Source organism: Polynucleobacter alcilacus, from assembly GCF_018881545.1.
Classification (GTDB): domain Bacteria; phylum Pseudomonadota; class Gammaproteobacteria; order Burkholderiales; family Burkholderiaceae; genus Polynucleobacter; species Polynucleobacter alcilacus.
Map to the genome: position 1 here is coordinate 917338 of NZ_JACVQD010000001.1, position 26332 is coordinate 943669.

21 protein-coding genes are annotated in these 26332 nt (G+C 47.0%); 12 read left to right on the forward strand and 9 right to left on the reverse strand.

From position 1 onward, the window contains the following. Positions 1–3: 3 nt before the first annotated feature. Entirely contained in the window at positions 4–2367 is a 2364-nt protein-coding gene (locus tag ICN45_RS04720) for a UvrD-helicase domain-containing protein (RefSeq protein ID WP_216173802.1), read from the reverse strand. A gap of 24 nt (positions 2368–2391) precedes the next feature. Here ICN45_RS04720 and ICN45_RS04725 point away from each other — a divergent pair, with 24 nt between their 5' ends. Both ICN45_RS04725 and galU read left to right on the forward strand, forming a co-directional pair. Next, the gene (locus ICN45_RS04725) at positions 2392–5283 is read left to right on the forward strand and encodes a valine--tRNA ligase (RefSeq protein ID WP_216173805.1); all 2892 of its coding nucleotides are present in this window, start codon (positions 2392–2394) and stop codon (positions 5281–5283) included. Positions 5284–5309: 26 nt separating this feature from the next. Then, positions 5310–6197, forward strand: coding sequence for a UTP--glucose-1-phosphate uridylyltransferase GalU (gene galU / locus ICN45_RS04730; RefSeq protein ID WP_216173808.1), 888 nt, complete (start codon positions 5310–5312; stop codon positions 6195–6197). 23 nt (positions 6198–6220) lie between these two features. Here the strand turns inward: galU and ICN45_RS04735 are convergent, their stop codons facing one another. Beyond that, the gene (locus tag ICN45_RS04735) at positions 6221–6448 is read right to left on the reverse strand and encodes a sulfurtransferase TusA family protein (RefSeq protein WP_216175634.1); all 228 of its coding nucleotides are present in this window, start codon (positions 6446–6448) and stop codon (positions 6221–6223) included. A gap of 14 nt (positions 6449–6462) precedes the next feature. After that, positions 6463–9087 (reverse strand): alanine--tRNA ligase, encoded by a 2625-nt coding sequence (alaS, locus tag ICN45_RS04740; protein WP_216173811.1) that lies wholly within the window; start codon positions 9085–9087, stop codon positions 6463–6465. Positions 9088–9212: 125 nt separating this feature from the next. On the opposite strand from alaS, the gene ICN45_RS04745 reads away from it, so the two are divergent. From ICN45_RS04745 to ICN45_RS04755, 3 genes are all read left to right on the forward strand, one after another. Next, positions 9213–9674 (forward strand): tripartite tricarboxylate transporter TctB family protein, encoded by a 462-nt coding sequence (locus ICN45_RS04745; RefSeq protein WP_216173814.1) that lies wholly within the window; start codon positions 9213–9215, stop codon positions 9672–9674. A 19-nt stretch (positions 9675–9693) separates the two neighbouring features. Further along, positions 9694–11196, forward strand: coding sequence for a tripartite tricarboxylate transporter permease (locus ICN45_RS04750; RefSeq protein ID WP_216173817.1), 1503 nt, complete (start codon positions 9694–9696; stop codon positions 11194–11196). Positions 11197–11280: 84 nt separating this feature from the next. Then, complete coding sequence (locus ICN45_RS04755; RefSeq protein ID WP_216173820.1) at positions 11281–13059, forward strand: glutamine--tRNA ligase/YqeY domain fusion protein; 1779 nt, start codon at positions 11281–11283, stop codon at positions 13057–13059. On the opposite strand, the gene ICN45_RS04760 is transcribed toward ICN45_RS04755, so the two are convergent. Beyond that, positions 13040–13936, reverse strand: coding sequence for an SDR family oxidoreductase (locus ICN45_RS04760; RefSeq protein WP_216173823.1), 897 nt, complete (start codon positions 13934–13936; stop codon positions 13040–13042). The genes ICN45_RS04755 and ICN45_RS04760 overlap by 20 nt on opposite strands. A 27-nt stretch (positions 13937–13963) precedes the next feature. Between ICN45_RS04760 and ICN45_RS04765 the strand changes: the two genes are divergently transcribed. Then, positions 13964–15004 (forward strand): CDP-6-deoxy-delta-3,4-glucoseen reductase, encoded by a 1041-nt coding sequence (locus ICN45_RS04765; RefSeq protein ID WP_216173826.1) that lies wholly within the window; start codon positions 13964–13966, stop codon positions 15002–15004. A 56-nt stretch (positions 15005–15060) separates the two neighbouring features. After that, the gene (locus ICN45_RS04770; protein WP_216173829.1) at positions 15061–16254 is read left to right on the forward strand and encodes an acetylornithine transaminase; all 1194 of its coding nucleotides are present in this window, start codon (positions 15061–15063) and stop codon (positions 16252–16254) included. A 63-nt stretch (positions 16255–16317) separates the two neighbouring features. Here ICN45_RS04770 and ispH read toward each other — a convergent pair whose 3' ends face one another. Beyond that, complete coding sequence (gene ispH, locus ICN45_RS04775; RefSeq protein WP_216173832.1) at positions 16318–17259, reverse strand: 4-hydroxy-3-methylbut-2-enyl diphosphate reductase; 942 nt, start codon at positions 17257–17259, stop codon at positions 16318–16320. 3 nt (positions 17260–17262) lie between these two features. Continuing rightward, positions 17263–17709 carry an FKBP-type peptidyl-prolyl cis-trans isomerase gene (locus ICN45_RS04780; RefSeq protein ID WP_216173835.1) on the reverse strand — a complete coding sequence of 149 codons (447 nt, stop codon included), beginning with the start codon at positions 17707–17709 and terminating at the stop codon, positions 17263–17265. Between the two features lie 42 nt (positions 17710–17751). Between ICN45_RS04780 and radC the strand changes: the two genes are divergently transcribed. The 3 genes from radC (at position 17752) to rpmG (ending at position 18992) form a co-directional block, all read left to right on the forward strand. Beyond that, positions 17752–18432 (forward strand): RadC family protein, encoded by a 681-nt coding sequence (gene radC, locus ICN45_RS04785; protein WP_216175635.1) that lies wholly within the window; start codon positions 17752–17754, stop codon positions 18430–18432. A gap of 147 nt (positions 18433–18579) precedes the next feature. Then, the gene (rpmB, locus tag ICN45_RS04790) at positions 18580–18813 is read left to right on the forward strand and encodes a 50S ribosomal protein L28 (protein ID WP_011903570.1); all 234 of its coding nucleotides are present in this window, start codon (positions 18580–18582) and stop codon (positions 18811–18813) included. Between the two features lie 11 nt (positions 18814–18824). Beyond that, positions 18825–18992, forward strand: coding sequence for a 50S ribosomal protein L33 (gene rpmG, locus ICN45_RS04795; RefSeq protein ID WP_015421876.1), 168 nt, complete (start codon positions 18825–18827; stop codon positions 18990–18992). A gap of 80 nt (positions 18993–19072) precedes the next feature. Here the strand turns inward: rpmG and ICN45_RS04800 are convergent, their stop codons facing one another. Genes ICN45_RS04800 through purN form a run of 3 tightly spaced genes read right to left on the reverse strand, consistent with a single transcriptional unit; the run spans position 19073 to position 22486 of the window. After that, on the reverse strand, positions 19073–20272 hold the full coding sequence (locus tag ICN45_RS04800; protein ID WP_216173838.1) for a DesA family fatty acid desaturase: 1200 nt from the start codon (positions 20270–20272) through the stop codon (positions 19073–19075). 28 nt (positions 20273–20300) lie between these two features. After that, positions 20301–21860, reverse strand: a complete 1560-nt coding sequence (locus ICN45_RS04805; protein ID WP_216173841.1) for an RsmB/NOP family class I SAM-dependent RNA methyltransferase — start codon at positions 21858–21860, stop codon at positions 20301–20303. Continuing rightward, positions 21857–22486 carry a phosphoribosylglycinamide formyltransferase gene (gene purN / locus ICN45_RS04810; RefSeq protein WP_216173843.1) on the reverse strand — a complete coding sequence of 210 codons (630 nt, stop codon included), beginning with the start codon at positions 22484–22486 and terminating at the stop codon, positions 21857–21859. Before purN ends, ICN45_RS04805 begins: the two co-directional genes overlap by 4 nt. A gap of 39 nt (positions 22487–22525) precedes the next feature. Between purN and ICN45_RS04815 the strand changes: the two genes are divergently transcribed. Both ICN45_RS04815 and ileS read left to right on the forward strand, forming a co-directional pair. After that, positions 22526–23476 carry a bifunctional riboflavin kinase/FAD synthetase gene (locus ICN45_RS04815; protein WP_216173846.1) on the forward strand — a complete coding sequence of 317 codons (951 nt, stop codon included), beginning with the start codon at positions 22526–22528 and terminating at the stop codon, positions 23474–23476. Continuing rightward, complete coding sequence (gene ileS / locus ICN45_RS04820) at positions 23469–26330, forward strand: isoleucine--tRNA ligase (RefSeq protein WP_216173847.1); 2862 nt, start codon at positions 23469–23471, stop codon at positions 26328–26330. The genes ICN45_RS04815 and ileS overlap by 8 nt, the downstream gene beginning before the upstream one ends. Positions 26331–26332 lie beyond the last annotated feature (2 nt).

The following is a 26332-nucleotide window of genomic DNA, read 5'->3' on the forward strand; positions in this document are numbered from 1 at the left end:
GACTCAGTCAATCGCAGCAAGCTTAGCAATACTCAGTTGTAACCACTTCACGCCATGGCGCTTAAAGCTCACCTGCGCCCGTGCATCAGCATCTACGCCTTCTAAACCGGTAACGCGGCCTTCACCAAACTTTGTATGAAATACGTTTTGGCCAATTGTGAATGGGTAATCCCCTCGCGGTGGTGAGGCCAATCTTTTGACTTCAGTGGAGGCTGAACCAATCCGTTTGGTGGGTTTTTGCCGATCACTACCAGAGTCAAAGAAGTCATTCGACTCATACTCGCGCTGACGGGTATAGCCATCTTGCCAAGTAGACCCTGATCTCGCATTGCCACCCCAACGAGCATCTTTTGCTTTTGGAGTGAGCCACTTCAATGAATCAGCAGGTAATTCTTCCAAAAATCGTGATGGCATGTTGTAGCGAACTTGTCCATGCAACATACGCGATTGGGTATGCGATAAATAGAGGCGCTCTTTGGCTCGTGTAATGGCCACATACATCAAGCGACGCTCTTCCTCTAAACCATTTTGCTCGTTGATACTGTTCTCATGAGGAAACAGACCTTCTTCAAGCCCAGTAATAAATACGGAAGTAAATTCCAAACCTTTTGCAGAATGCACTGTCATTAACTGCACGGCATCTTGCCCAGCTTGAGCCTGGTTATCGCCTGCCTCTAGAGAAGCATGGGATAAGAATGCGGCCAATGGGGAAACTTCTACCACGCCAGGCGCATTTTCTCCGGGAAGCATTGCTGCTGCCGCATCTTGGCCGTAACCCTCTTCTGCAATAAATGCAGTGGCAGCATTAATCAATTCTTGTAAGTTCTCGACACGATCTTGTCCTTCGCGCTCCGAGAGGTAATGCTGAATCAAGCCACTATGTTGAATAATGAATTCAACTGTTTCTGGCAAAGTGTTATGCCGAGTAGCTTCACGCATGTGATCAATTAAACGCACAAACCCGCTTAAGGCGGCGCCTGCTTTACCTTCTAATGATGAAGCTGCTGTATATAAGGAGGATTGCTGAGATCTTGCAGCATCTTGTAATGCTTCAATAGATCTCGCCCCAATACCACGGGTAGGAAAATTCACTACACGTGAGAATGAGGTGTCATCGTTAGGATTTTCAAGTAAGCGCATGTATGCAAGCGCATGTTTAATTTCGGCGCGCTCAAAGAACCGTAAGCCGCCATATACGCGATAAGGAATACCGGCAGAGAACAAGGCGTGCTCAATAATGCGCGACTGGGCATTGCTTCTATAAAGCAATGCCACTTCTGTACGCTTGATCCCACTAGTTACAAGGGCTTTAATTTCATCTACTAGCCAAGCAGCTTCAGCATGGTCACTCGGCGCATCAAAAATGCGCACGGGTTCACCATGGCCTGCATCGGTGCGCAAGTTTTTACCTAAGCGCTCAGAGTTATTGGCAATCAAATGATTTGCCGTGTCCAAAATATGGCCGTGCGAACGGTAGTTCTGCTCGAGCTTGACCATCAAGGGGTGATATTGCTTCTCATACAAACGCATATTCTCAACATCAGCACCACGAAAAGCATAAATACTTTGATCGTCATCACCCACAGCAAATACTGAGCTACTGCCAGCACCACTGACATTAATACGACTAGCGTCATGACCAGATAATAATTTCAACCACGCATACTGCAAAGCATTGGTATCTTGAAACTCATCAATCAAGATATGGCGGAAGCGTTCTTGATAATGTGTCCGAATTGGCTCACTGTGTTTCAACAACTCATAGCTGCGTAATAGCAATTCAGCAAAATCCACCACACCTTCACGCTGACACTGCTCATCATAAGCTTGGTAGAGCTGAGCCATCTTGGCTTGGAAGTCATCGCCTACTGCAAGCTCTTTAGCACGCTGCCCTCTTTCTTTAGCGTGAGCAATAAAGTACTGCAGTTGCTTCGGAGGATATTTTTCATCATCTACCTTTAAGCCCTTTAAAAGGCGCTTAATGGCAGAAAGCTGATCCTGGGTATCCAATATCTGGAAAGTAGACGGCAAACCAGCCTCTTTGTGGTGGGCACGCAATAAACGGTTACAAAGACCATGAAAGGTGCCAATCCACATACCTCGAGTATTAATAGGCAACATGGCGCTTAAACGCACCATCATCTCTTTAGCGGCCTTATTGGTGAAGGTTACCGCCAGGACGCCAATAGGAGACACCTGACCGGTCTGGATCAACCAGGCTATACGGGTGGTGAGCACGCGGGTTTTACCGCTACCAGCCCCTGCCAAGATCATGGCTGACTGGGCCTGACCATGGTCATTCACGGGCGGGAGGGTTACTGCCTCGCGTTGTTCTGGATTTAAGTTGGCGAGCAAGTCTGAGTACATCGCCCCAATTATAATTTGCCTCTTATGCCAAATGCCTCAAATACCCCTAATTCACCAGCAGCCAGCTCAGCAGATGAACTCGCCAAATCCTATGAACCCGCCCCCATCGAAGCCTACTGGGGCCCGGAGTGGGAACGCAGAGGTATTGCCGATGCCACTATGGATGAGAGCAAAGATAATTTTTCGATTCAGTTACCACCTCCCAACGTTACTGGCACCCTACATATGGGGCACGCTTTTAATCAAACCATCATGGATGGCTTGGTACGTCATGCACGCATGGCTGGGAAAAATACTTTATGGGTTCCCGGTACAGACCATGCCGGAATCGCCACACAAATTGTGGTCGAGCGCCAACTCGATGCGCAAAAAGTTTCTCGCCATGATTTAGGTCGTGAGAAATTTTTAGAAAAAGTGTGGGAATGGAAAGAAACTTCAGGGTCATCTATTACTCGTCAGATTCGTCGCCTTGGCGCTTCGATTGATTGGGGCAAAGAATATTTCACCATGGACAGCAAGATGTCCCAAGCGGTTGTTGAGGTATTTGTTCGTCTGCATGAACAAGGTCTGATTTATCGCGGCAAACGTTTAGTGAATTGGGATCCAGTTTTAGGTACCGCAGTTTCCGACCTCGAAGTAGTGAGTGAAGAAGAAGATGGTTTCATGTGGCACATCCGCTATCCACTGAGTAATGGCTCTGGACACCTGACCGTTGCCACAACGCGCCCAGAAACTTTACTTGGCGACGTTGCAGTGATGATTAACCCAGAAGATGAGCGCTTCAAACACCTCATCGGCAAGTCTGTCAATCTACCCTTATGTGATCGTCAAATTCCGATCATTGCAGATGACTACGTGGATGTGAACTTTGGAACTGGTGTTGTCAAAGTAACTCCCGCACATGACTTTAATGACTATGCGGTTGGTCAACGCCATCAACTTCCCTTGATCAATATTCTGACCTTAGATGCCAAGATCAATGAGAATGCCCCTGCCCCTTATCGAGGCATGGAACGCTTTGCAGCTCGTAAACAAGTCGTTGCTGATTTAGAAGCGGCTGGCTTACTAGATAAAGTGCAGCCCCATAAATTGATGGTGCCACGGGGTGACCGCACACAAACCATTATTGAGCCGATGCTCACCGACCAATGGTTCGTGGCAATGTCCAAGCCAAGCCCTGATAACCAATATCAACCTGGCTCATCCATCGCTGGCGCAGCTTTAGATGCAGTCACTAAAGGCGATATTAAACTCGTACCAGAAAACTGGATTAATACTTACACCCAGTGGCTAGAAAATATCCAAGACTGGTGTATATCACGCCAGCTCTGGTGGGGTCATCAAATCCCGGCTTGGTATGCTGATAACGGCCAGATCTTTGTGGCACGCTCTGAAGAAGAAGCTAAAACTAAGGCGGTAGCTGCAGGCTATACCGGCTCGCTCAAGCGTGACCCAGACGTACTAGACACCTGGTTTAGTTCTGCGCTCGTGCCATTTAGCTCATTAGGTTGGCCAGAACAAACGCCTGCCTTAAATCACTTCTTACCTTCATCAGTATTAGTAACCGGCTTTGACATCATCTTCTTCTGGGTGGCGCGCATGGTCATGATGACTTGCCACTTCACCGGTAAGGTGCCGTTTCATACTGTTTATGTGCACGGTTTGGTGCGTGATGCTGAAGGTCAAAAGATGAGCAAGTCCAAGGGCAACACTTTGGATCCGATTGATTTGATCGACGGCATCCAGATTGAAGACTTGGTAAGTAAGCGTACTACCGGCTTAATGAACCCAAAACAAGCAGAAAGTATTAGCAAGAAAACCAAAAAAGAATTTCCAGAAGGTATTCCGGCATTTGGCACAGATGCTTTGCGCTTTACCTTTGCATCCCTTGCATCTCTAGGTCGCAATATCAACTTTGACCAGAAGCGTTGTGAAGGCTATCGCAACTTCTGCAACAAACTGTGGAATGCCACTCGTTTTGTGCTCATGAACTGCCCTGGCAGCGATGAAGATAATGGCTTAGCCCCTTGTGATAATCAATGTGGACCTGATGCTTACTTAGATTTTTCACCAGCTGATAAATGGATTGTTTCGCAGTTACAAAGAACGGAAGCCGAAGTTGAAAAGGGCTTTCAGAACTATCGCTTTGACAATATTGCAAGCAGCATCTATCAATTTGTTTGGGATGAATACTGCGACTGGTATTTAGAGCTTGCCAAAGTACAGTTACAGACCGGAACCCCAGCCCAGCAACGTGCAACCCGCCGTACTCTCTTACGAGTACTGGAAACCATCTTGCGGATGGCGCATCCATTAATTCCATTTATCACTGAGACACTCTGGCAGACTGTTGGGCCAAAGTCTGGCAAAGACTTAGCTCAGCAAGCAAAGCAAACGATTGCACTTCAGCCTTATCCCGTTGCTCAACCTGAAAAGATTGATGAACAAAGTGAAGCGTGGGTGACTCAAATTAAAGCAATTGTGGATGCCTGCAGAAATCTTCGCGGCGAGATGCAAGTCCCTCCCGGTCAAAAAGTTCCTCTATGGATTAGTGGGCCTGAGGCTTTCTTAGAAAAAGCAAAGCCTTATTTACTCGCATTAGCAAAATTGTCTGAAGTCAAAATCTATGGCAATGAGTCTAGCCTCGAGAAAGATGCCCCTGGAGCACCAATGGCTCTCGTGGGCAGTATGAAAATACTATTAAAAATTGAGGTTGATGTAGTAGCAGAGAGGGTAAGACTCAGTAAAGAAATTGAGCGTATTGCAAATGAAATAATCAAAGCACGCATTAAACTAGATAATGAAAGCTTTATCGCACGTGCCCCGACTGAGGTCGTAGCCCAAGAACAAGAAAGGCTTGCCGGGTTTGAACAAAACCATGAGAAGCTTGTTGCACAATTGAAGCGATTGCAGTAATAAATAATAAAAGGACTAAAGTCGAAATGTCTATGAATACCAAAGCAGTCACTAAAGCAGTCTTTCCTGTTGCAGGTTTAGGTACCCGCTTTTTACCTGCCACGAAAGCAAGCCCAAAAGAAATGCTCAATGTCGTGGATAAACCCCTCATTCAGTATGCGGTAGAAGAGGCTATTGCAGCCGGTATTACAGAAATGATTTTTGTTACTGGTCGCAGCAAGCGCTCGATTGAAGACCACTTTGATAAATCCTACGAGTTAGAAGCTGAGCTTGAGGCTAAAAATAAGACTGATCTGCTTCAGATCGTACGCAACGTAAAACCTAGTCATGTGGATTGCGTTTATGTTCGCCAACCCGAGGCTTTGGGTTTAGGTCATGCGGTACTGTGTGCTGAAAAACTCGTACGCGATGAGCCCTTCGCTATTATCTTGGCTGACGACTTATTGGATGGTCAACCACCCGTCCTCAAGCAAATGCTCAAAGTATTTGAAGAGCAAAATGGCTCAGTTCTAGCAGTAGAAAAAATTGATCCCGCCAAAAGTAGCTATTACGGCATTGTTGCTGGGACTGAAGTTACCCCAGGTATTTACAGGCTGGATGGCATTATTGAAAAACCCCAACCTAAAGATGCGCCGTCTAACTTAGCAGTTGTTGGGCGCTATGTCTTATCTTCTGACATCTTCAAACATATTCGCAATCTCAAGCCAGGCGCTGGCGGAGAAATCCAACTCACTGATGCGATTGCTGCCTTACTCAAAGAAGAGCCTGTGTTTGCTTATGAGTACGATGGTGTGCGTTATGACTGCGGTAGCAAGCTTGGCTACCTCAAAGCCTCTGTCGAATTTGCATTACGTCATCCAGAAGTAAGTGCTGATTTTGCCGACTATCTTAAGAGTCGGGTTTTTCTCAAATAAAGAAGATTGAGTTAATCGAGAGCTCATCTTCTTTTCAAAAAGAAGACCAAGACATCGCCTTCAGTAGTGCTCGCTAGTAACTCATTGCCCGTTTGCTTAGCAAACGCAGGAAAGTCATGGGCAGCCCCTGCATCGGTTGCCTTCACCTTCAAGACCTCCCCAGATTGCATGGTTGCTAAGGCTTTCTTGGTTCGCAAAATAGGTAAGGGGCAATTCATACCAATGGCATCAACTTCTGCATTAAAAGCCATATTGATCTCATCAATCATTTGCTAGCCACCCAATCTTTAACGCCATTCAATGCGGCATCTAACTTACTGGGGTCGTTTCCGCCAGCCATTGCCATTTCTGGTTTGCCTCCGCCTTTCCCTCCTACTTGCAAGGCGACAAAGTTCACGAGATCTCCTGCTTTCACTTTTCCAATCGAATCCGCCGTGACGCCAGCAATCAGACTTACCTTATCACCTTGGACTGAAGCTAGTACGATAGCCGCTGTTTTGAGTTTTGCTTTGAGTGCGTCCATAGTTTCACGTAAGACTCCGGCATCGGCACCGTCTAAGCGGGCTGCCAATACTGTGATACCGTTTACCTCAATGGCTTGGCCAGCCAGTTCATCGCCTTGGCTAGCGGCCAATTTGGAGTTCGCTTTTTCTAATTCGCGTTCTGCTTGACGCAGACTATCTTGCAGCTGAGCAACTCGATTTACCAAATCACCTGGATGTGTTTTAAGGAGCGCTGCAGCTTCATTGATTTTGTCCTCTAAGCCCTGTAAGAAATGCAGGGCATTGCTGCCAGTCACGGCTTCAATACGACGAATACCGGCAGCAACACCGCCTTCAGAAACAATCTTCAAGCTGCCAATATCGCCAGTGCGAGATACGTGTGTTCCACCACATAACTCTTTAGAACTGCCTATTTCTAGGACGCGGACTTCAGCGCCATACTTTTCACCAAAGAGCATCATGGCGCCAGTCTTCTGGGCATCCTCTAAGGACATTACCTTGCCTGAAGTGGCTGTGTTCTGCAGAATCTCTTGATTAACAATGTCTTCTATTTTGCGAATTTGTTCTGCAGTAATCGGTGCATGATGAGTAAAGTCAAAGCGCGTTTTCGTTGCATCCACTAGCGAACCCTTTTGCTGCACATGATCACCCAAAACCTCACGTAAGGCTTTATGCAAAATATGGGTAGCACTGTGATTGCGCATCGTGTCGGATCTTTGTTGGGTATCCACCAACGCATTTAGAACATCTCCTACTGTGAGCTCACCCTCAAGCAACTCACCCTGATGCCCAAAGACATCGGCTTGAATCTTGAAGGTATCCTCTACCGCGAAACGGACAGATTCATTACGAAGCTCACCTTTATCACCAACTTGGCCGCCTGATTCAGCATAGAAAGGCGTGTGATCTAGAACGATGACTACTGAGTCTCCTGCTTTGACAGACTGGACAGCTGAGCCATCTACGTATAGACCTGTTACCTTGGCGCCCTCATGTTTGAGAGTGTCATAACCATGGAACTGGGTAGGTTTACCTTTGTAATCTAAGCCTTGGGCCACTTTGAATTTGCCTGCTGCTCTAGCTTGATCACGCTGCTTTTGCATTGCCACTTCAAATCCGGCAGCATCCACAGTAACCCCACGCTCACGACAGACGTCAGCAGTGAGATCCAGCGGGAAACCAAAAGTGTCGTGTAGACGGAATACAGTTTCGCCATCAACCACTTTGGTGCCGCCCGCTAAAGCGGCATCCAAAATTTCCATCCCATTTGCAATCGTTTGGAAGAAGCGCTCTTCTTCCTGCCTCAGTACTTCACTGACTTTATCTTGAGCAATGCGTAACTCTGGATAGGCATCACCCATCTCTTTTACGAGTGCAGGTACCAATTGATAAAAGAATGGCTTACGTGCGCCCAATTTATAACCATGTCGAATCGCACGACGCGCAATCCGGCGTAATACGTAACCACGGCCAGCATTACCTGGAATAACACCGTCCACAACGATAAAGCTACATGCACGAATATGGTCAGCGATCACTTTTAGTGAAGGGCTTTGTGCGTCACACTGATCGCCACCAGCAGCATCTACTGCATCCTTGGCAGCTTTAAGAAGATTGACGAAGAGGTCGATCTCATAATTGGAATGCACGTGCTGTAAGACAGCAGCAATCCGCTCAAGGCCCATACCCGTATCCACGCTAGGCTTAGGCAGTGGGTGCATCACACCTGCTTCATCGCGATTGAACTGCATGAACACGTTATTCCAAATTTCAATAAAACGATCCCCATCTTCATCGGGGCTGCCAGGAGGACCGCCAGGAATATGCTCGCCGTGGTCATAGAAAATTTCTGTGCAAGGACCGCAAGGGCCGGTGTCGCCCATCATCCAGAAATTATCTGAAGCATAGCGTGAGCCCTTGTTATCCCCAATGCGAATAATGCGTTCAGCCGGGATGCCGATTTGATCTTTCCAAATGGCATACGCTTCATCATCTTCAGCATAGACCGTGACTAAGAGTTTTTCTTTAGGTAGCTGAAATACCCCCGTCAATAAATCCCAAGCGAATTGAATCGCATCTTTCTTAAAGTAATCCCCAAAGGAGAAATTACCCAACATCTCAAAAAAGGTATGGTGACGTGCGGTATAGCCGACGTTATCCAAGTCATTGTGTTTGCCACCAGCCCGGATACACTTTTGTGCAGTAGTCGCACGGTTATAAGGACGCTTATCAAAGCCTAAAAACACATCCTTAAACTGGTTCATCCCTGCATTGGTGAATAGCAGTGTTGGATCATCCCCGGGCACTACTGGGCTCGACGGAACAATTTGGTGGCCCTTTTGGGCAAAGAAATCCAGGTAGGCCTGGCGAATTTGGGAAACTTTCATAGAAATAATTATCGCATTGGCACCTGTCTAGGGCAAACCCTAGACAATAGACCCCTTAGGTGCCTTACAATCCCACAACATCAATAAATAGATCGGCACTTAAGTCGATACATAAGGAGCGTATCTTGAAAATTCGCAATCAACGGGATTTTGGGGCTGGGATCATGTATATGGTCATCGGCATCTTCTTTACCTTTGTCGCAACCGGTTACCAAATGGGTACTGCTGCCAAAATGGGTCCGGGCTACTTTCCCTTCTATCTAGGGCTCTTAATGACCCTCTTGGGCTTACTGGTACTAGTAAAATCCTTTAGCGCTAAAGCAGCGATTGAAAAGATCCCAAAATTCAACTGGCGAATCATTGCGCAAATCACTGGCGCCGTAGTGCTTTATGGACTACTACTTCCAAGGCTTGGTTTCCTGGTGGCCGTCATTGTTCTAGTCTTTGTATCTGCAAGCGCAAGTAAAGAATTCACCTGGAAAGGCACCGCGATTAATGCTGCCTTTTTAGTCGCATTTACGTATTCCGTGTTTGTGCTGGGCTTAAAACTCCAGTTCCCACTCTTGCCTGCATTCCTACAACAATAACGAACCGGGACTCTGAAAAATGGATTTATTTGCTAACTTAGCTCTCGGTTTCGAAACCGCGTTCACCCTACAAAATCTTCTTTACTGTCTGATCGGCTGCGTCTTAGGAACTCTGATTGGCGTTTTGCCTGGCTTAGGCCCTATCGCGACGATTGCGATGCTGTTGCCAGCTACCTATGCACTGCCTCCAATCGCTGCCTTGATTATGTTGGCCGGTATTTATTACGGCTCACAATACGGCGGCTCCACCACTGCAATTCTCCTGAATATTCCGGGGGAGACGTCGTCGGTAGTCACCGCAATCGATGGCTACCAAATGGCCCGTAATGGTCGAGCGGGTGTAGCTTTGTTCACTGCTGGTATGGGCTCCTTCTTTGCAGGTTGCGTAGCCACTTTAGTGTTAGCTGCCTTTGCTGCGCCACTTTCACAACTCGCATTTAAGTTCGGTCCCGCTGAATACTTCTCCTTAATGGTCTTAGGTTTAATTGGTGCGGTTGTGTTGGCATCCGGTTCTTTGATCAAAGCGATTGGCATGATCATCTTAGGCCTCTTGATGGGCATTATTGGTACTGACGTGAACTCAGGGGTATCGCGCTATGCCTTTGACATTCCAGAATTGAGCGACGGTATTGGCTTCGTTGCCGTAGCGATGGGTGTATTTGGTTTTGCTGAAATCATGGGTAACTTGGAGAAAACTGGTGAGGATGAGGGCTTCTTAAACAAGATGACCACCATGATTCCAACCAAGCAAGATATAAAGCGGATGATCCCCTCGATTCTGCGTGGCACCACTATTGGTTCTATCTTAGGTATTCTGCCTGGTGGCGGAGCTGCCTTGGCTGCGTTCGGTGCTTACTCTGTTGAGAAAAAATCTTCCAAATACAGTCATGAATTCGGTAAAGGTGCTATTGAAGGTGTTGCTGGGCCAGAGTCAGCCAACAACGCTGCCGCGCAAACCTCATTTATCCCATTGCTGACTTTAGGGATTCCACCAAACGCCGTGATGGCTTTGATGGTTGGTGCGATGACGATTCATAACATTCAACCAGGTCCACAGGTAATGACCAGCAACCCAGCATTGTTCTGGGGTCTGATTGCTTCCATGTGGATTGGTAACGTAATGTTGATTCTCTTGAACTTGCCCCTCATTGGTATCTGGGTCAAACTTCTGAAGATTCCTTACCGCTTCCTCTACCCAGCGATCTTGGTGTTCTGCTGTATCGGCGTGTACACCGTGAACAACACGGTATTTGACGTCTACGTGACTGCTGGCTTTGGCTTGATCGGTTACCTATTCTTCAAACTGGGTTGCGAACCTCCGCCATTGCTCTTGGGCTTTGTGCTCGGACCAATGATGGAAGAGAACTTCCGTCGCGCTCTTTTACTGTCTCGGGGTGATTTCACAACCTTCTTGACCCGCCCACTCTCCTTGGGATTGCTGATTGCAGCGGCTCTCTTGGTAGTGATCGTAGCCTTACCAGCGGTGAAGAAGACTCGCGAAGAGGCATTCGTAGAGGATTAATTCCTGCTGCCTTGATAGAAATGAGCCCGCAGCAGTTTGCGGGCTTTTTCTTTATGGGTCAGGGGTTTTCTCTACAATGTATTTATGTCCCAAGATAGCAAACCCTCCAAAGCCAATACTGCTAACGGCGCTGTAGCCGAACCATCCAACTTCTTACGTCAGATCATTGATCATGACTTAGCAAGCGGTGCATTTAATCAACGCACTAATTTAGCTGGAGCAGCGATTCCCTCCATCATTACGCGTTTTCCTCCAGAGCCGAATGGCTATCTCCATATTGGGCATGCCAAAAGTATTTGTCTGAACTTTGGCCTGGCAAATGATTACAACGCTCAAGCTGGTGGTGCACGCTGCAATATGCGTCTCGATGACACCAACCCCGTTAAAGAGGATATCGAATACGCAGATAGTATTTTGGAGGCAGTTCGGTGGCTAGGGTTTGATTGGGGCACTCATCTGTACCACGCTAGCGATTACTTTGATCAGCTCTATGCGTTTGCTGAAATTCTGATTCAGAATGGCAAAGCCTATGTTGATAGCCAAAGCGCTGATGACATTCATGCTAATCGTGGCAACTTCGGTCAAGCCGGGAAAAACAGTCCTTATCGTGAACGCAGTCCAGAAGAAAATCTCACCCTCTTTCGCGAAATGCGCGCTGGCAAATTCAAAGATGGTGAACATGTTCTGCGACTCAAGATTGATATGGCGCATCCGAATATCGTAATGCGGGATCCGGTGGTCTACCGTATTCGCCATACTGATCATCATCGCACCGGCAGTAAATGGTGTATCTATCCCTTATATGACTTTACCCACTGTATCTCTGATGCGCTGGAGAATGTCTCTCACTCTATTTGCACACTGGAGTTTGAGAACAATCGCCCCCTCTATGACTGGATAGTGAATGCATTAAAAGAGCTAGGCGTCTTTAAAGACCCAGTGCCACATCAATATGAATTCGCCCGCCTCAACCTAAGCTATACCATCACCAGCAAACGGAAGTTATTACAACTCGTTGAAGAAAAGCATGTTGATGCTTGGGATGATCCGCGTATGCCAACAATTGTCGGTATCCGGCGTCGTGGCTATACCCCAGAAAGTATTCGTTTGTTCTGTGAACGGATTGGCGTTTCTAAAGCTGATAGTTGGATTGATATGAGTACCCTTGATCAAGCGCTGCGCGATGATCTTGAAGTGCGGGCGCCCCGCGCCACTGCAGTTCTTAAGCCCCTTAAGCTCGTGATTCAAAACTATGATGCTGCCGCAAAAGAAGCTTGCTCTGCACCGCGTCACCCGCAACATCCTGAATGGGGTAATCGCGAGTTTAACTTCACACGCGAGCTCTGGATTGAAGAAGACGACTTCATGCCAGATCCAATCAAGGGATTCTTTAGGTTATTCCCACCTATCGGTGAACAAGCTGGTAGTCGTGTACGCCTTCGTCATGGCTTTGTGATTGAATGTACTGGCTTTGAGACTGATGCCAATGGCAAAGTGATCCAAGTCAACGCAAACTATTTCCCAGATAGTAAAAGTGGTACACCGGGATCAAATAACTACAAGGTGAAGGGTAATATTCACTGGATCAGCGCTGCAGAAGCCATTCCTACTGAGGTTCGCTTGTACGACCATCTCTTCACTGATCCTCATCCAGATAGTGGGGAGAAGAATTTCTTAGATGCTATTAATCACAACTCCAAGCAAACTATTACCGCCTATCTTGAGCCTTGCATGAAAGATGTTCAAGCAGAAGAGCACTTTCAGTTTGAACGCCATGGCTACTTTGTTGCCGACATAAAGGATTCAAAACCGGGTCAGCCAGTATTCAATCGTACCGTTGGCCTTAAGGATTCTTGGAAATAGTTTTCAAGAAATGCGCTACGCTGGGATAGCGTAGCGGCGTCTTCAACTCATGAAGTCGGGTGTTCGTAACCCGTCTGGACTCCCGCATAAATGACCACAGCATCGGACTAACCCTGTTTTTAAGTTCGCTGGCTGGCATTCGAGGTGGGCGATCCATACCAAATGCATCAGCTACTTCATCGAAGTAATCCCCCATTTTGGTTTCACCACCATCGCAAGTGTTGATGATTCTCTGGGGTTTGCCGTGATACACCGCTGCACACACTAGTCTTGCCAAATCATCACTATGAATATGATTGGAATACGCATCCTCTTCCGGAAGTAAAGCAGGTGTTTGAGACTGAATCCGCTCAAGCGGCAAACGGTCAGAGGCATATATTCCAGGCACGCGCAAAATTGTTAAAGCAACACCATGGGCTGGAGCCCATAAACGCAATATACGCTCTGCATCCACTCTTCTTTTGGCCCGCTCACTTTCAGGGCTTACTGGGGTAGCCTCACTCACTTTTTCACCCCGATGGTTGCCGTATACACCTGTGGTGCTGATGTAGATCAGGCGGCGGACGGTATTAGAGCCTTGGGATAAAATTCGGATTAGGTTGCGGGTTCGGCAATCACGATTACCGTGGTTTTGGGGTGGCGCTAAATGAATGACGGTTTGAGCTAAACCGGAAAGGCGCCATAAGGTTTCTGGCTTATCCAGATTCCCCAAAATTGGAGTCGCGCCAACCTCCCTCAACTCCTGAAGACGACTTGGTGAAGAAGTTAATGCAAATACTCGATGACTGCGGGAAAGCTGCTTTACTATCCGAAGACCAATGTCACCGCAGCCAATAATCAGGATTGAAGGTTTACCAAAAGATTGCATAAGTGACATCGTAACGATTTATTGAAAGGAATGAGAGTGTCTTATCAGGTCACGCTCAAAACGAGCGGCAAAGAATTTACCGTAAACCAGGATGAAACCCTTCTGGAAGCCGCCCTACGCCAACGCATTAACTTACCTTATGGCTGTAAAAACGGTGCCTGCGGATCCTGCAAAGGCAAAGTCATAGAAGGTCAGCTAAGGCATGGCCAACACAGCGAGAGCGCTCTCAGCAAAGCTGACGAGACTTCTGGCGGCACCTTATTTTGCTGTGCCCATCCTCTGTCCGATCTCATCATTGAGGCTCGGGAAGTTCAGGGCGCTGGCGATATTGCCATTCGTAAAGTGCCTTGTCGTGTCAATTCAATTAGCAATCCTAGCAAGGATGTTGCCATCCTCAAGCTTCAGCTTCCCGCAGCCGAGCGCTTTCAGTTCTTGGCTGGGCAGTATTTAGAATTTCTACTCAAAGATGGTCAGCGGCGTGCCTACTCGATTGCCAATGCTCCGGATCAAGAAGGTCCGCTTGAGCTGCATATTCGCCATTTACCTGGTGGCCTCTTTACAGATTTTGTCTTTGGAGCAAATTCCCCTGCATTAAAAGAAAAAGATATTCTGCGTTTCGAGGGCCCCTTGGGTAGCTTCTTCCTTAGAGAGGATTCTAAAAAGCCCCTCATCTTTGTTGCCGCTGGTACTGGCCTTGCCCCAATTAAATCGATCATTGAACAAATGCAAGCCAAGAAGATTAATCGACCAATTGAACTCTACTGGGGTGGACGTCGTCCAAGCGATCTCTATCTCCATGATTTGTGCAAAACCTGGGAAAAAGAGATCCCCAATTTCAAGTACATCCCGGTAATTTCGGATGGTTTAGCAGAGGACAACTGGCGCGGTCGCACGGGCTTTGTTCATCAAGCTGCCATGGCAGACCACCCCAATATGAAGGACTTTCAGGTCTACGCCTGTGGAGCTCCGGTAATGGTAAATGCGGCCCGAGAGGACTTTTCATCGAAGTGTCATCTGCCCGAGGAAGAATTCTTCGCAGATTCTTTTACCAGCGCGGCTGATTTAGCCACCAACTAATCCTCCCATAACGTTAGATAATAGAAACTTCATTAGCCTTTTTACCTAGAGCCCGTATGAATAAGCCAGCCCAAATCCTCGATACACATTCAGTGATGTTTATCACCCAAAGACCAGAAATCATCATGGTTGAAGGTAATGGCTCATGGTTAACCGATAACAACGGCAAGCGCTATTTAGATTTTTTACAAGGATGGGCGGTCAATTGCTTGGGTCATTGCAATCCAGGAATGATTGAGGCACTCAATGCGCAAGCAAAGAAGCTTATCAATTCAAGTCCCGCCTTCTATAACGAGCCGATGATTGGCCTTTCTAATCTTCTAACTGCAAATAGCTGTTTCGACAAAGTATTTTTTGCTAATAGTGGCGCCGAAGCAAATGAGGGTGCCCTTAAGTTGGCGCGTAAATGGGGTCAGCTTAACAAGTCAGGCGCATTTGAGATCATTACTTTTGATCACAGCTTTCATGGGCGCACATTAGCAACGATGAGCGCATCTGGAAAACCGGGTTGGGATACGATGTTTGCACCTCAAGTTGGCGGCTTTCCAAAGGCAGATTTAAATGATTTGGATTCCGTCAAAAAATTGGTGACTAATAAAACTGTTGCAGTCATGTTAGAGCCCGTTCAAGGCGAAGGTGGCGTCATTCCCACTACCCTAGAATTTATGCGTGAGCTACGGAAGTTCACCAGGGAAAATAATATTCTCTTAATTGCAGATGAAGTTCAGGCTGGTTGTGGACGCACCGGTACCCTTTTTGCTTATCAGCATTACGGGATTGAGCCTGACATCATGACTTTAGGTAAAGGGATCGGTGGTGGCGTGCCTCTTGCTGCTTTGCTAGCCACGAATGCTGCAGCTTGCTTTGTTCCTGGAGATCAGGGTGGCACCTATAACGGCAACCCTCTCATGACAGCGGTGGGTATGAGCGTTATTGAACAATTACTGGCACCAGGATTTTTAGAAAGTGTGAAAGCTAAGGGTGAATTACTCAAATCAGAATTACTCAAACTTTGCATTGAATTTAATCTAGAAGGTGAGCGTGGTGAAGGTTTATTACGCGCCTTGATGCTTGGTAGAGACATTGGTGGAAAACTCGTTGAACTCGCTCGCGAGCGCCGTCCTGAAGGCTTATTAATTAACTCGCCAAAAGCGGACTTATTGCGCTTTATGCCTGCCTTGAATATCAGTGATGATGAAATACTTCAGATGTGCAATATGCTACGCGAGTTACTTCAACAGGTAGATTAAGTCTATTTGCTTTTGACTTGCTCGACTACTTGCCTGAATAAAATCAATACTGCAGTCAATACTTCAGTCAATTAAATTTTTAGGCAGGGAAAAGATAACGTCCTCCACGACGCCATCCAAAGCACGCACTTGTCGTGGCCCAAACTCCTGAATACGCGCAACAATCGATTGCGCCAAACTTTCAGGTGCAGATGCACCAGCAGTTAAACCGACTCGCTTCTTACCTACAAACCATTCCGCTTTTAATTGCTCTGGGGCATCCACCATGTAAGAGGGTACGCCCAACTTTTCTGATAATTCACGCAATCGATTGGAGTTTGAGCTTGCCGCACTCCCGACCACAATAACCACCTCTACTTGGGGTGCCATAAATTTCACAGCATCTTGTCGATTTTGGGTGGCATAGCAAATGTCCTGCTTACGTGGCTGAACAATTTTGGGAAATTTTCTGGTGAGTACCTCAACGATTTCTTTCGTCTCATCAACTGATAAGGTAGTTTGGGTAACGAATGCCATCTTTTCGTCGCTTGAAAAAGTTAAAGCATCTATATCGCCCACCCTTTCAATGAGAAAGACTCCCTCTTTTACCTGCCCCATGGTGCCCTCAACTTCTGGGTGACCTGCATGACCAATCATCAACACAGTAAAGCCATCCTTGCACATCTTGACTACCTCAAGGTGCACTTTGGTTACCAAGGGGCAAGTGGCGTCATATACCCGCAAACCCCGCTCCTCAGCATCTTTTCGCACTTCCTGAGAAACACCATGCGCACTAAATACAACGATTCCGCCCTTAGGCACCTCATGCAATTCCTCGACAAATACCGCCCCTTTGTCGCGCAACTCATTCACAACGTAAGCGTTATGCACAATTTCATGGCGCACATAAATGGGAGCACCAAAACGCGTCAGCGCCTCATTCACAATATTAATTGCTCGATCCACGCCTGCACAAAAACCGCGCGGCTGAGCCATCAAAATTTCAGGGGTATCTGGAGTACTCATCTTTTAGAGAATCGCTACGATTTCTGCTTCAAAGCTCACCGGTCTACCAGCCAAAGGATGATTGAAGTCAAACCATGCACCCTCATCATCAATCGATTGCAAGACGCCGGCATATTGGGCGCCGCCTGGCGCATTGAATTCAATCACATCACCCGGATTAAATTCCGTATCCTCTTCGCGCCCTTCTTTCAGCGCCTGCAAAGATACCCATTGCACCAAATCTTCTTTGCGCTCACCAAAACTTTCTTCCGGCGGAAGTAGCGCACTTTTTTTCTCACCAACACTAAGTCCAAGCAACACATTTTCAAAGCAAGGTGCAAATTGTCCAGAACCCATCAGAACCGTCGCAGGACGATCAACAAAAGTATTGATGTAATCCTCCCCGTTGGGCAAAGTGAGCCGATAGTTGAGGGTCAAGAAGGAGTTAGGGAGAACAGTAAGCTTAGCCATAAGCTCATTGTATCTAGGCCCGCATCAATTGGGCATTCCCCCATTACGGGATGGCCAAAAAATGAGCAGCCCCGAGAAAAGCTCCGTATTCAGGGTGCTGCAGCGCTCTCTGATGCGGAACTGCTGGCCATCTTTTTACGGGTTGGAGTAAAGGGAAAGAGTGCTGTCGCCCTTGCTAAAGATCTACTTCATCATTTTGGCAGCCTGCCACGCTTATTAGCCTGTAGTTCAGAAGATTTCACCCGCCTTCATGGCATGGGTATATCTAAATGGTCACAAATTCAGGCGGCATATGAACTAGTAAAGCGTAGCCTCGAGGAAGGTTTGGCTCAAGACTCTATCTTTTCCTCACCAAGCCATGTAAGAGAGTTCCTGCAGGCCAAAATTGGTCGACTGCCACATGAGGTATTCCTCTGCCTTTACTTAGATTCACGCCTGCATCTGATCGAGTGCCAAGAGCTATTTAGAGGTTCTATCACTCATACAGCGGTGTATCCCCGAGAAATCCTCAAAGAGGCCCTAGCCAGAAATGCCAGCGCCCTGATCGTGGCTCATAATCATCCTAGTGGGAACCCCTTACCCAGTGATTCTGATCAAGAACTTACCAAGACCCTCTTAAATGCCCTGCAATTAGTGGATATTCCACTACTCGATCACTGCATTGTTAGTGGCAGTGGATTTTTCTCATTTTCTGACTCAGGTCTCATGAATAATGGTAATTAAAGAGAGTAAATACTAACTTAAGAAGAAAAACGAGTGATTTTAAGCGGTAACTTGGGATCAAGTCCTTTACTGAAACTCATTTAGGACTAGCCCAAAATAGCTCAGGACTGATACAATCTTCTTTTTCGCAATTAATGGAGTTATGTCATGGCAAAAGTTTGCCAAGTCACTGGGAAGAAGCCGATGGTTGGCAACAATGTATCCCATGCAAACAATAAAACGAAGCGTCGCTTTTTGCCTAATCTGCAAAATCGTCGTTTCTGGGTTGAATCTGAAAACCGCTGGATTAGCTTGCGCTTAACCAATGCTGGTTTGCGCGTTATCGACAAGAACGGCATTGATGCTGTGTTGTCTGATCTGCGTGCACGTGGCGAAATTTAAGGAGCGCACAAATGGCTAAAGGCGGCAGAGAAAAAATCAAGTTAGAGTCATCAGCAGGTACTGGTCACTTCTACACCACATCAAAAAACAAGCGTACTAAGCCTGAGAAAATGGAGATCATGAAGTTTGATCCAACTATTCGCAAGCATGTTGCTTACAAAGAGACAAAGCTGAAATAATTTATTTATTCAGTGTAGTTCGAACAAATAAAAAACCCGCTTATATAGCGGGTTTTTTATTGCCCACATTTTTAAACTCTTTAGGCGTAACGACGCAATCTCAAAGAGAATTCACGCAAGCTAGTTAAGCCGCTATCTTCAGCATGCTGACACCAAGCATGCAACTGAGTAAGTAATTGATCTTTAGTGGCGCTAGAGCGTCCCCAAATGGCCTGTAGATCACGACGCATCTCAATCATCTTACGCAACTGAGCATTTCTTGCCATGAGCTCTTCTAACTTGGCTTTCTCTTCTTCGCTCAAACGAGATTCGTCTTTAGATAACCAAGTGCGAGCATCACTCAAATGGGCTGCAAGTACCTGCATGTGTTGCATTTCATGGCTAAAGAAATTACGCAAGGTCTTGCTATAACGCGCCATGATTTCGTAGCGATTAGCAATAATGGCTTCCAAAGTGTTTTGATCTGCAGGACGTAAATCACTCAGTACAGGCTTAGGCGGGGTCTTTTTAACCGTAGCCAAACCAACAGCACTCATCATTTGAATATAAAACCAGCCAATATCAAACTCATACCATTTGTTTGAAAGCTTAGCGCTGGTAGCAAAAGTGTGGTGATTGTTATGCAGCTCCTCGCCACCAATCAAAATTCCCCAGGGAACAATATTGGTTGAAGCATCTTCGCAATCGTAATTACGGTATCCCCAATAGTGACCAATTCCATTAATCACACCAGCGGCAGTAATGGGGATCCACAACATTTGAATTGCCCAAACAGTGAGGCCAATACCTCCAAATAAAAACACATCGATGATGAGCATGATGGCAACACCCTGCCAAGAAAACTTAGAATAAATATTGCGTTCAATCCAATCATCAGGGGTGCCATGACCAAACTTATCTAGAGTTTCTTGGATAGCCGCTTCTGCTTTATAAAGTTCAGCACCGCGAGAAAGCACAGTAGCAATACCCAGAATCTGGGGGCTATGGGGATCATCAATGGTTTCGCATTTAGCGTGATGCTTGCGATGAATAGATGTCCACTCTTTAGTCACCATGCCGGTGCTTAGCCAGAGCCAAAAACGAAAAAAGTGAGAAATCATCGGATGCAAGTCCAAGGCGCGATGCGCTTGGCAGCGATGCAAAAAGATGGTGACTGCAGCGATCGTGATGTGCGTGACGACCAATGTAAAAATCGTTATTTCCCACCAAGACCAATCCAGATAGCCATTGGCTAGCCAGTTGAGGAATAAGTCAAAACCAGAGCTTGAAACGGTATTCAAAAGGAATTCCTAAATGAGTGTTAATTCCTCATTTTAGCGCTTTTTCGGTCTTTTTAGGCTTATCTTCTGTTAACTTTTCTGATTTTGGCTTTTCTGCCTTCTCTAGCTTTTGGCCTTTTTTCTGAAAAACTGCCCCAAAAAACCCGTCTGTGCCGTGAATATGCGGCCATAACTGCCACCAAGGATTATCAGAACTACAGCCTAGGGGCAACTTGTCTTTAGGAAAAAGAGGCTTGAGAACTTCAGCAGCTGGAACGGCCTCAAAATCTGGGTGTTTCGCTAGGAAATCTTCAGCAATTCCCTGATTTTCCTGTGGCAAAAGACTGCAGGTAGCATAAACCAAGCGTCCGCCGGGTTTTAGCAAGCGGGCTGCTGAAGCCAAAATATTCATTTGTTTTTGATTTAGCTCTAAAACCCCTGTTGGGTTTTGACGCCATTTCAGGTCGGGATTACGACGTAAGGTACCCATTCCACTGCAAGGGGCATCTACCAGAACCCGATCAATCTTTCCAGCTAAGCGCTTGATCTTGGCGTCATTCTCACTATCAATCCATACGGGATGCACGTTAGATAGGCCGCTGCGAGCTTGTCGTGGCTTCAAATTCGCTAAACGACGCTCAGAGGTATCAAATGCATATAAGCGTCCTGTAGAACGCATCAATGCCCCAATAGCGAGAGTCTTACCACCCGCACCTGCACAGAAATCCACCACCATCTCGCCACGCTTGGGGGCAAGTAAGTAAGACAGGAGTTGACTACCTTCATCCTGGACTTCAAACATTCCCGCTTTAAATCCAACCGTATTTTGTAACGCAGGCTTACCCATAATGCGCACGCCATCAGGCGCATAAGGAGTGGGTATCGCCTGATAACGCCCACCCAAGGCGTTCATTTGCGCAAGCAAATCTTCTCGATTAGTTTTCATGGTGTTGGCACGCAAATCTAAAAGCGCTGGATGCATTAATGCTTTCGCAAGCTCTTCACGGCTTTCTTCACCAGGATATTTTCCAAAGGCATCCCAAAGCCACTCGGGTAAATTAGTGCGCACCAAAGGATTGAGTGCAGATGGATCTACTGTAGAAAAGCGTTGCAGCCATTCATATTCACCGGGCTTGAGAACGTGCGCCAAGTCTGCGATGGCGCTCTCAGCGCGGTTGGCCGAACCCAGACCACCCTCTGATAGCGCGGACAGCAAACCCAATAGGGCCAAGCGTCTCGCCTGTGAGCCCTCGCCACTAGAGGCAAATTGGGAGAACTCATTTTTACGGCGCAGAATAGCGAAGGCACTCTCAGCAATTAATGCGCGGTCTCGATTTCCAAGCTGAGGTTCTGCACGGAAATAGCGACTCACAACACGGTCTGACGGCTGCTCGAAGCTCAGTAATTCTGGTAGTAAGCGCTCTAAATGCAGTGCGTGTTGAGGTAGTGCCTTAGCATTTGAAAAATTCTTTTGTCCTTCTGGAGCAATGAGATTGCCGCTGGCATTTCGCCTCTCGGGGCGACGTAATGCATCTTTGGTTTTAGTTGCGTAACTTTTATGTGGGGCTAATCTGCTGCCAGATTTACGGGGTGGGCGCTCTGCACTCATAATTTAAAAAATTGCGACTCTGGGGGATGTAGCTTCACTTGATTACCTTCTATTCGCAATCGTCCATCAAGGAACCATTTTACGGCCCGCGGGTAAATTTGATGCTCGGCAGTTAAAACACGGGCCGCCAAGGTGCCAGCATCATCCCCTTCGAGCACTGGAACAGTGGCTTGGCAAATAATGGGTCCTTCATCCACACCCTCATTTACAAAATGCACCGTGGCCCCATGCTCCCTCACCCCAGCCTCCAACACCCGCTCGTGGGTATGCAGCCCCGGAAATGCAGGTAAGAGAGCGGGGTGAATATTCACCAGGCGACCTTCAAAATGACGAATAAAGCCTGGGGTCAAGATTCTCATAAAGCCCGCCAGCACCACCAAATCGGCCCCTAAGGCGTCAATTTGAGCAATCAAAGCGGCATCAAAGGATTCACGTGTTGCATGCTCCTTGTGCTCTATAGTAAAAGTGGGAATACCCTGCGCGCGAGCAAAATCAAGACCCTGAGCCGCTCCGTGATTGGCTATGACCCCTGCAAACATGACTTGCCACTGCTCTTTTTGAGCTGTTTTGACGATAGCCTCGAAATTAGATCCGCGGCCGGAGATTAAGGTGACGATTGAAAGCATGCTCACAATATAATTGATGGCTACCCTGAAAGCGATTTTGTGAACGTATTACGTGGCCCGACCCAGTTTTCTGCAGGACCTGCTTGTGCCCTAACCATCGGGAACTTCGATGGCGTGCACAGGGGTCATCGCGCCCTACTCAAGCAGCTTGTTGAGGGTGCTAAGCAACGGGGCCTTGCCAGTTGCGTCATGACTTTTGAGCCTCACCCAAAAGAATTTTTTTTACCTGATCAAGCGCCCCCTCGAATTCTGAATCTGCGTGACAAACTAGCAGCCCTGTCTGAACTTGGCATTGATCAAGTAGTGGTGGAACATTTCAACTCTGCATTCGCGCGTCTGACTCCTGAAGAATTTGTTTCAGAAATTATCGTCAAGCGCTTAAAAGCTAAATGGATTTTAATTGGTGATGACTTTTGCTATGGCGCAAAACGGGCTGGCAATTTTGCAAGCCTGAAAGCAGCCGGTGAAAAATATGGTTTTGAAGTTGCCAGTATCCAAACGATTTTGGAAGATGGTGAACGTATTTCAAGCTCTGCTTTGAGAGCTGCACTTGCGAATGGCGATATGGTGCAAGCAGAAAAATTATTGGGCCGTCCTTATGGAATTTCTGGACATGTGATTCATGGCCAAAAATTAGGTCGCCAGCTAGGCTTCCCCACTCTGAACCTAGCTGTTGCTAATCACTTACATCATCGCAGACCCGCTACCACTGGTATCTTCACTGCTCAGGTCTTAGGCCTTACAGATGAAGCTTTGCCCGCTGTAGCGAGCCTTGGTGTGAGACCTACCGTAGAAGATGAGGGTCGCGTATTACTCGAAACGCATATCTTTGATTACCAGCAAGATGTTTACGGGAAAATTATTACCGTGGAACTCTTAGAAAAAATTCGTGATGAGGCCAAATATAATGACCTCGACACACTAACAAAAGCGATTGCAGCCGATGCAATGCACGCCAGAAATTATTTCCTGAAAAAAACTCATGTCTGAAAACGAAAACTTATATCCCGTTAATCTACTCGATACCGCATTTCCAATGCGAGGAGATCTAGCCAAGCGTGAACCGCAATGGGTAGCTGAATGGCAAAAAAATAAGCTCTACGAAAAGATTCGTGCTGCTCATGCTAATCAACCTAAATTCATTTTGCATGATGGGCCTCCGTATGCAAATGGTGATATTCATATTGGTCATGCAGTAAACAAGATTCTCAAAGATATGATCGTCAAGTCCCGCTGGTTGATGGGTTTTGATTCTGTGTATATTCCTGGCTGGGATTGCCATGGTATGCCAATTGAAATCCAGATTGAAAAAGAGTTTGGCAAAAACCTACCTACAGCTGAAGTCCAAGCCAAGGCGCGCGCCTATGCTCAAGTACAAATAGCCAAGCAGAAAAAAGATTTTGAGCGTTTGGGCGTTTTGGGCGACTGGAACAACCCTTATCTCACCATGAACTTCCGTAATGAGGCTGATGAAATCCGTGCGCTTGGCAAGATTTGGGAAAAAGGATATGTTTTCCGTGGCTTAAAACCTGTGAACTGGTGTTTTGATTGCGGCTCTGCACTTGCAGAAGCTGAAGTGGAATACCAAGATAAAACTGATCCCACAGTTGACGTTGGCTTCGCTTTTGACGATGCGCAGCGCCCGCAACTTGCAAAAGCATTCAGTCTCTCAGAGCTTCCTAATAAGCCAGGCCAGATTGTGATCTGGACCACGACACCTTGGACCATTCCAGCTAACCAGGCAATGAATGTTCATCCCGACCTGACTTATGCCTTGGTCGATGTTGGTGACAAGTTATTGATTCTGGCAAAGGATCGCGTAGAGATTTGCTTGCAAGATTACGGCCTCGAAGGCAAGATCATCGCGACCTGTCTTGGCACTGAGTTAGCCAACATCTCTTTCTGGCATCCCTTGGCGTCGCTGCATGATGGATATAAACGCCTCGCGCCCATCTACCCGGCTGAGTATGTCACTCTGGATACGGGTACGGGCATCGTTCATGCTGCGCCCGCCTATGGCGAGGAAGACTTTAAGTCATGTAAAACGAATAAGTTAGCCGACAAAGATATTCTGAATCCAGTCATGGGTAATGGGGTGTATGCATCTTGGTTACCCCTCTTTGCTAACGAATATATTTGGAAAGCAAATCCAAACATTGTTGAGGCGATGCGTGAAGCAGGTAGTCTGTTAAGAGATAAAACCTATACCCACTCATACATGCATTGCTGGCGCCATAAGTCACCGATTATTTATCGCGCCACATCCCAATGGTTTGCAAGCATGGATAAAAAGCCTTCTGATGGCAAAACCAGTCTCCGCGAGACTGCCTTGGCTGGCATTGAAAATACAGAGTTCTTTCCGGCCTGGGGTAAGCAACGTTTACATAGCATGATTGCCAATCGTCCTGACTGGACCTTGTCACGTCAACGCCAATGGGGCGTACCAATGGCATTCTTTGTTCATAAAGAAAGTGGTGAACCGCACCCACGCACAGTTGAACTACTGGAAGAAATTGCAAAACGGGTAGATAAGGATGGCATTGAAGCTTGGCAAAAATTAGAGGTCGCTGAATTACTTGGTGATGAGGCTGCTCAATACGAAAAGAACCGCGATACCTTAGACGTCTGGTTTGATTCCGGGACAACCCATTGGCATGTCATCCGTGGCTCTCACCGGGATCAGCTTTTAACTGCTGAGGCTGAAACCCCAAATGGCCGCTTAGCTGATTTGTACTTAGAAGGCTCAGACCAACATCGTGGTTGGTTCCATTCCTCTTTGCTAACCGGTGCCATGCTCGATGGTAAGCCTCCCTACAAAGCGCTCCTGACACATGGCTTTACCGTAGATGGTCAAGGCCGCAAGATGAGTAAGTCCGTAGGTAATGTCATCGCACCACAGCAGGTTGCTGACAAACTGGGTGCTGAAATCATTCGTCTGTGGGTAGCCTCTACCGATTACTCTGGTGAGATGACGATCTCAGATGAGATTCTGAAGCGCGTTACCGAAAGCTATCGTCGTATTCGCAATACCTTGCGCTTCTTGTTAGCTAACCTGTCTGACTTTGATCCAAGCAAACATTCAATGCCTGCGGATCAGTGGTTAGAAATCGACCGTTATGCAGTAGCACTTGCTAATCAACTCCAAAATGATGTCCAAGCCCACTACAAGGTATATGAATTCCAGCCTGCAGTTGCTCGCATGCTGACTTTTTGCTCTGAAGATTTAGGTGGCTTCTATTTAGATATCCTAAAAGACCGCCTCTATACCAGCGCTCCTGACTCAGCTGATCGTCGGGCAGCACAGAACGCGTTATTTCACATCACTCGCAATCTCTTGAAGTGGTTATCGCCTTTTCTATCCTTTACCGCAGAAGAAGCCTGGAGAGATTTTCCGCACGGCACAGGAAGCGAGCCTGCAGAATCAATCTTCATGGAAGAGTTTGGTCAGTTCCCACAAATTTTGCACGCTGATGAATTGCTCGCAAAGTGGAATCGTATTCGAGAGATTCGCTCTGAAGTTACCAAAGCCATTGAGGTCGAGCGTGAAGCCGGAAATGTAGGTTCATCATTACAAGCCGAACTCACTATCAAAGTTGCTGATGTAGACTTCGCCATCCTCCATTCTTTGGAAGACGATTTGCGTTTTGTCACCATCACTTCAAGCGCTAACATTGAGCTCAGCAATGCAGGTTTAGAAGTATTCGTTCGTGGCAGTCAATATAAAAAATGTGGCCGCTGCTGGCATCACACTAAGGATGTCGGTAGTAATGCCGATCATCCTGAATTGTGCGGCCGTTGCATTAGCAATCTTTTCGGCGATGGTGATCATCGTTTGTTTGCTTAAGG

Bases quoted from the DNA above. Each gene is read 5' to 3' on its own strand.
- rpmG (WP_015421876.1), top strand. From the start codon at position 18,825: ATGGCTAAAGGCGGCAGAGAAAAAATCAAGTTAGAGTCATCAGCAGGT.
- alaS (WP_216173811.1), bottom strand. From the start codon at position 9,087: ATGAAAGTTTCCCAAATTCGCCAGGCCTACCTGGATTTCTTTGCCCAA.
- ileS (WP_216173847.1), top strand. From the start codon at position 23,469: ATGTCTGAAAACGAAAACTTATATCCCGTTAATCTACTCGATACCGCA.
- ICN45_RS04720 (WP_216173802.1), bottom strand. From the start codon at position 2,367: ATGTACTCAGACTTGCTCGCCAACTTAAATCCAGAACAACGCGAGGCA.
- ICN45_RS04735 (WP_216175634.1), bottom strand. From the start codon at position 6,448: ATGGCTTTTAATGCAGAAGTTGATGCCATTGGTATGAATTGCCCCTTA.
- ICN45_RS04780 (WP_216173835.1), bottom strand. From the start codon at position 17,709: ATGGCTAAGCTTACTGTTCTCCCTAACTCCTTCTTGACCCTCAACTAT.
- ICN45_RS04750 (WP_216173817.1), top strand. From the start codon at position 9,694: ATGGATTTATTTGCTAACTTAGCTCTCGGTTTCGAAACCGCGTTCACC.
- galU (WP_216173808.1), top strand. From the start codon at position 5,310: ATGTCTATGAATACCAAAGCAGTCACTAAAGCAGTCTTTCCTGTTGCA.
- ICN45_RS04755 (WP_216173820.1), top strand. From the start codon at position 11,281: ATGTCCCAAGATAGCAAACCCTCCAAAGCCAATACTGCTAACGGCGCT.
- purN (WP_216173843.1), bottom strand. From the start codon at position 22,486: ATGCTTTCAATCGTCACCTTAATCTCCGGCCGCGGATCTAATTTCGAG.
- ICN45_RS04805 (WP_216173841.1), bottom strand. From the start codon at position 21,860: ATGAGTGCAGAGCGCCCACCCCGTAAATCTGGCAGCAGATTAGCCCCA.
- ispH (WP_216173832.1), bottom strand. From the start codon at position 17,259: ATGAGTACTCCAGATACCCCTGAAATTTTGATGGCTCAGCCGCGCGGT.
- rpmB (WP_011903570.1), top strand. From the start codon at position 18,580: ATGGCAAAAGTTTGCCAAGTCACTGGGAAGAAGCCGATGGTTGGCAAC.
- ICN45_RS04760 (WP_216173823.1), bottom strand. From the start codon at position 13,936: ATGTCACTTATGCAATCTTTTGGTAAACCTTCAATCCTGATTATTGGC.
- ICN45_RS04770 (WP_216173829.1), top strand. From the start codon at position 15,061: ATGAATAAGCCAGCCCAAATCCTCGATACACATTCAGTGATGTTTATC.
- ICN45_RS04725 (WP_216173805.1), top strand. From the start codon at position 2,392: ATGCCAAATGCCTCAAATACCCCTAATTCACCAGCAGCCAGCTCAGCA.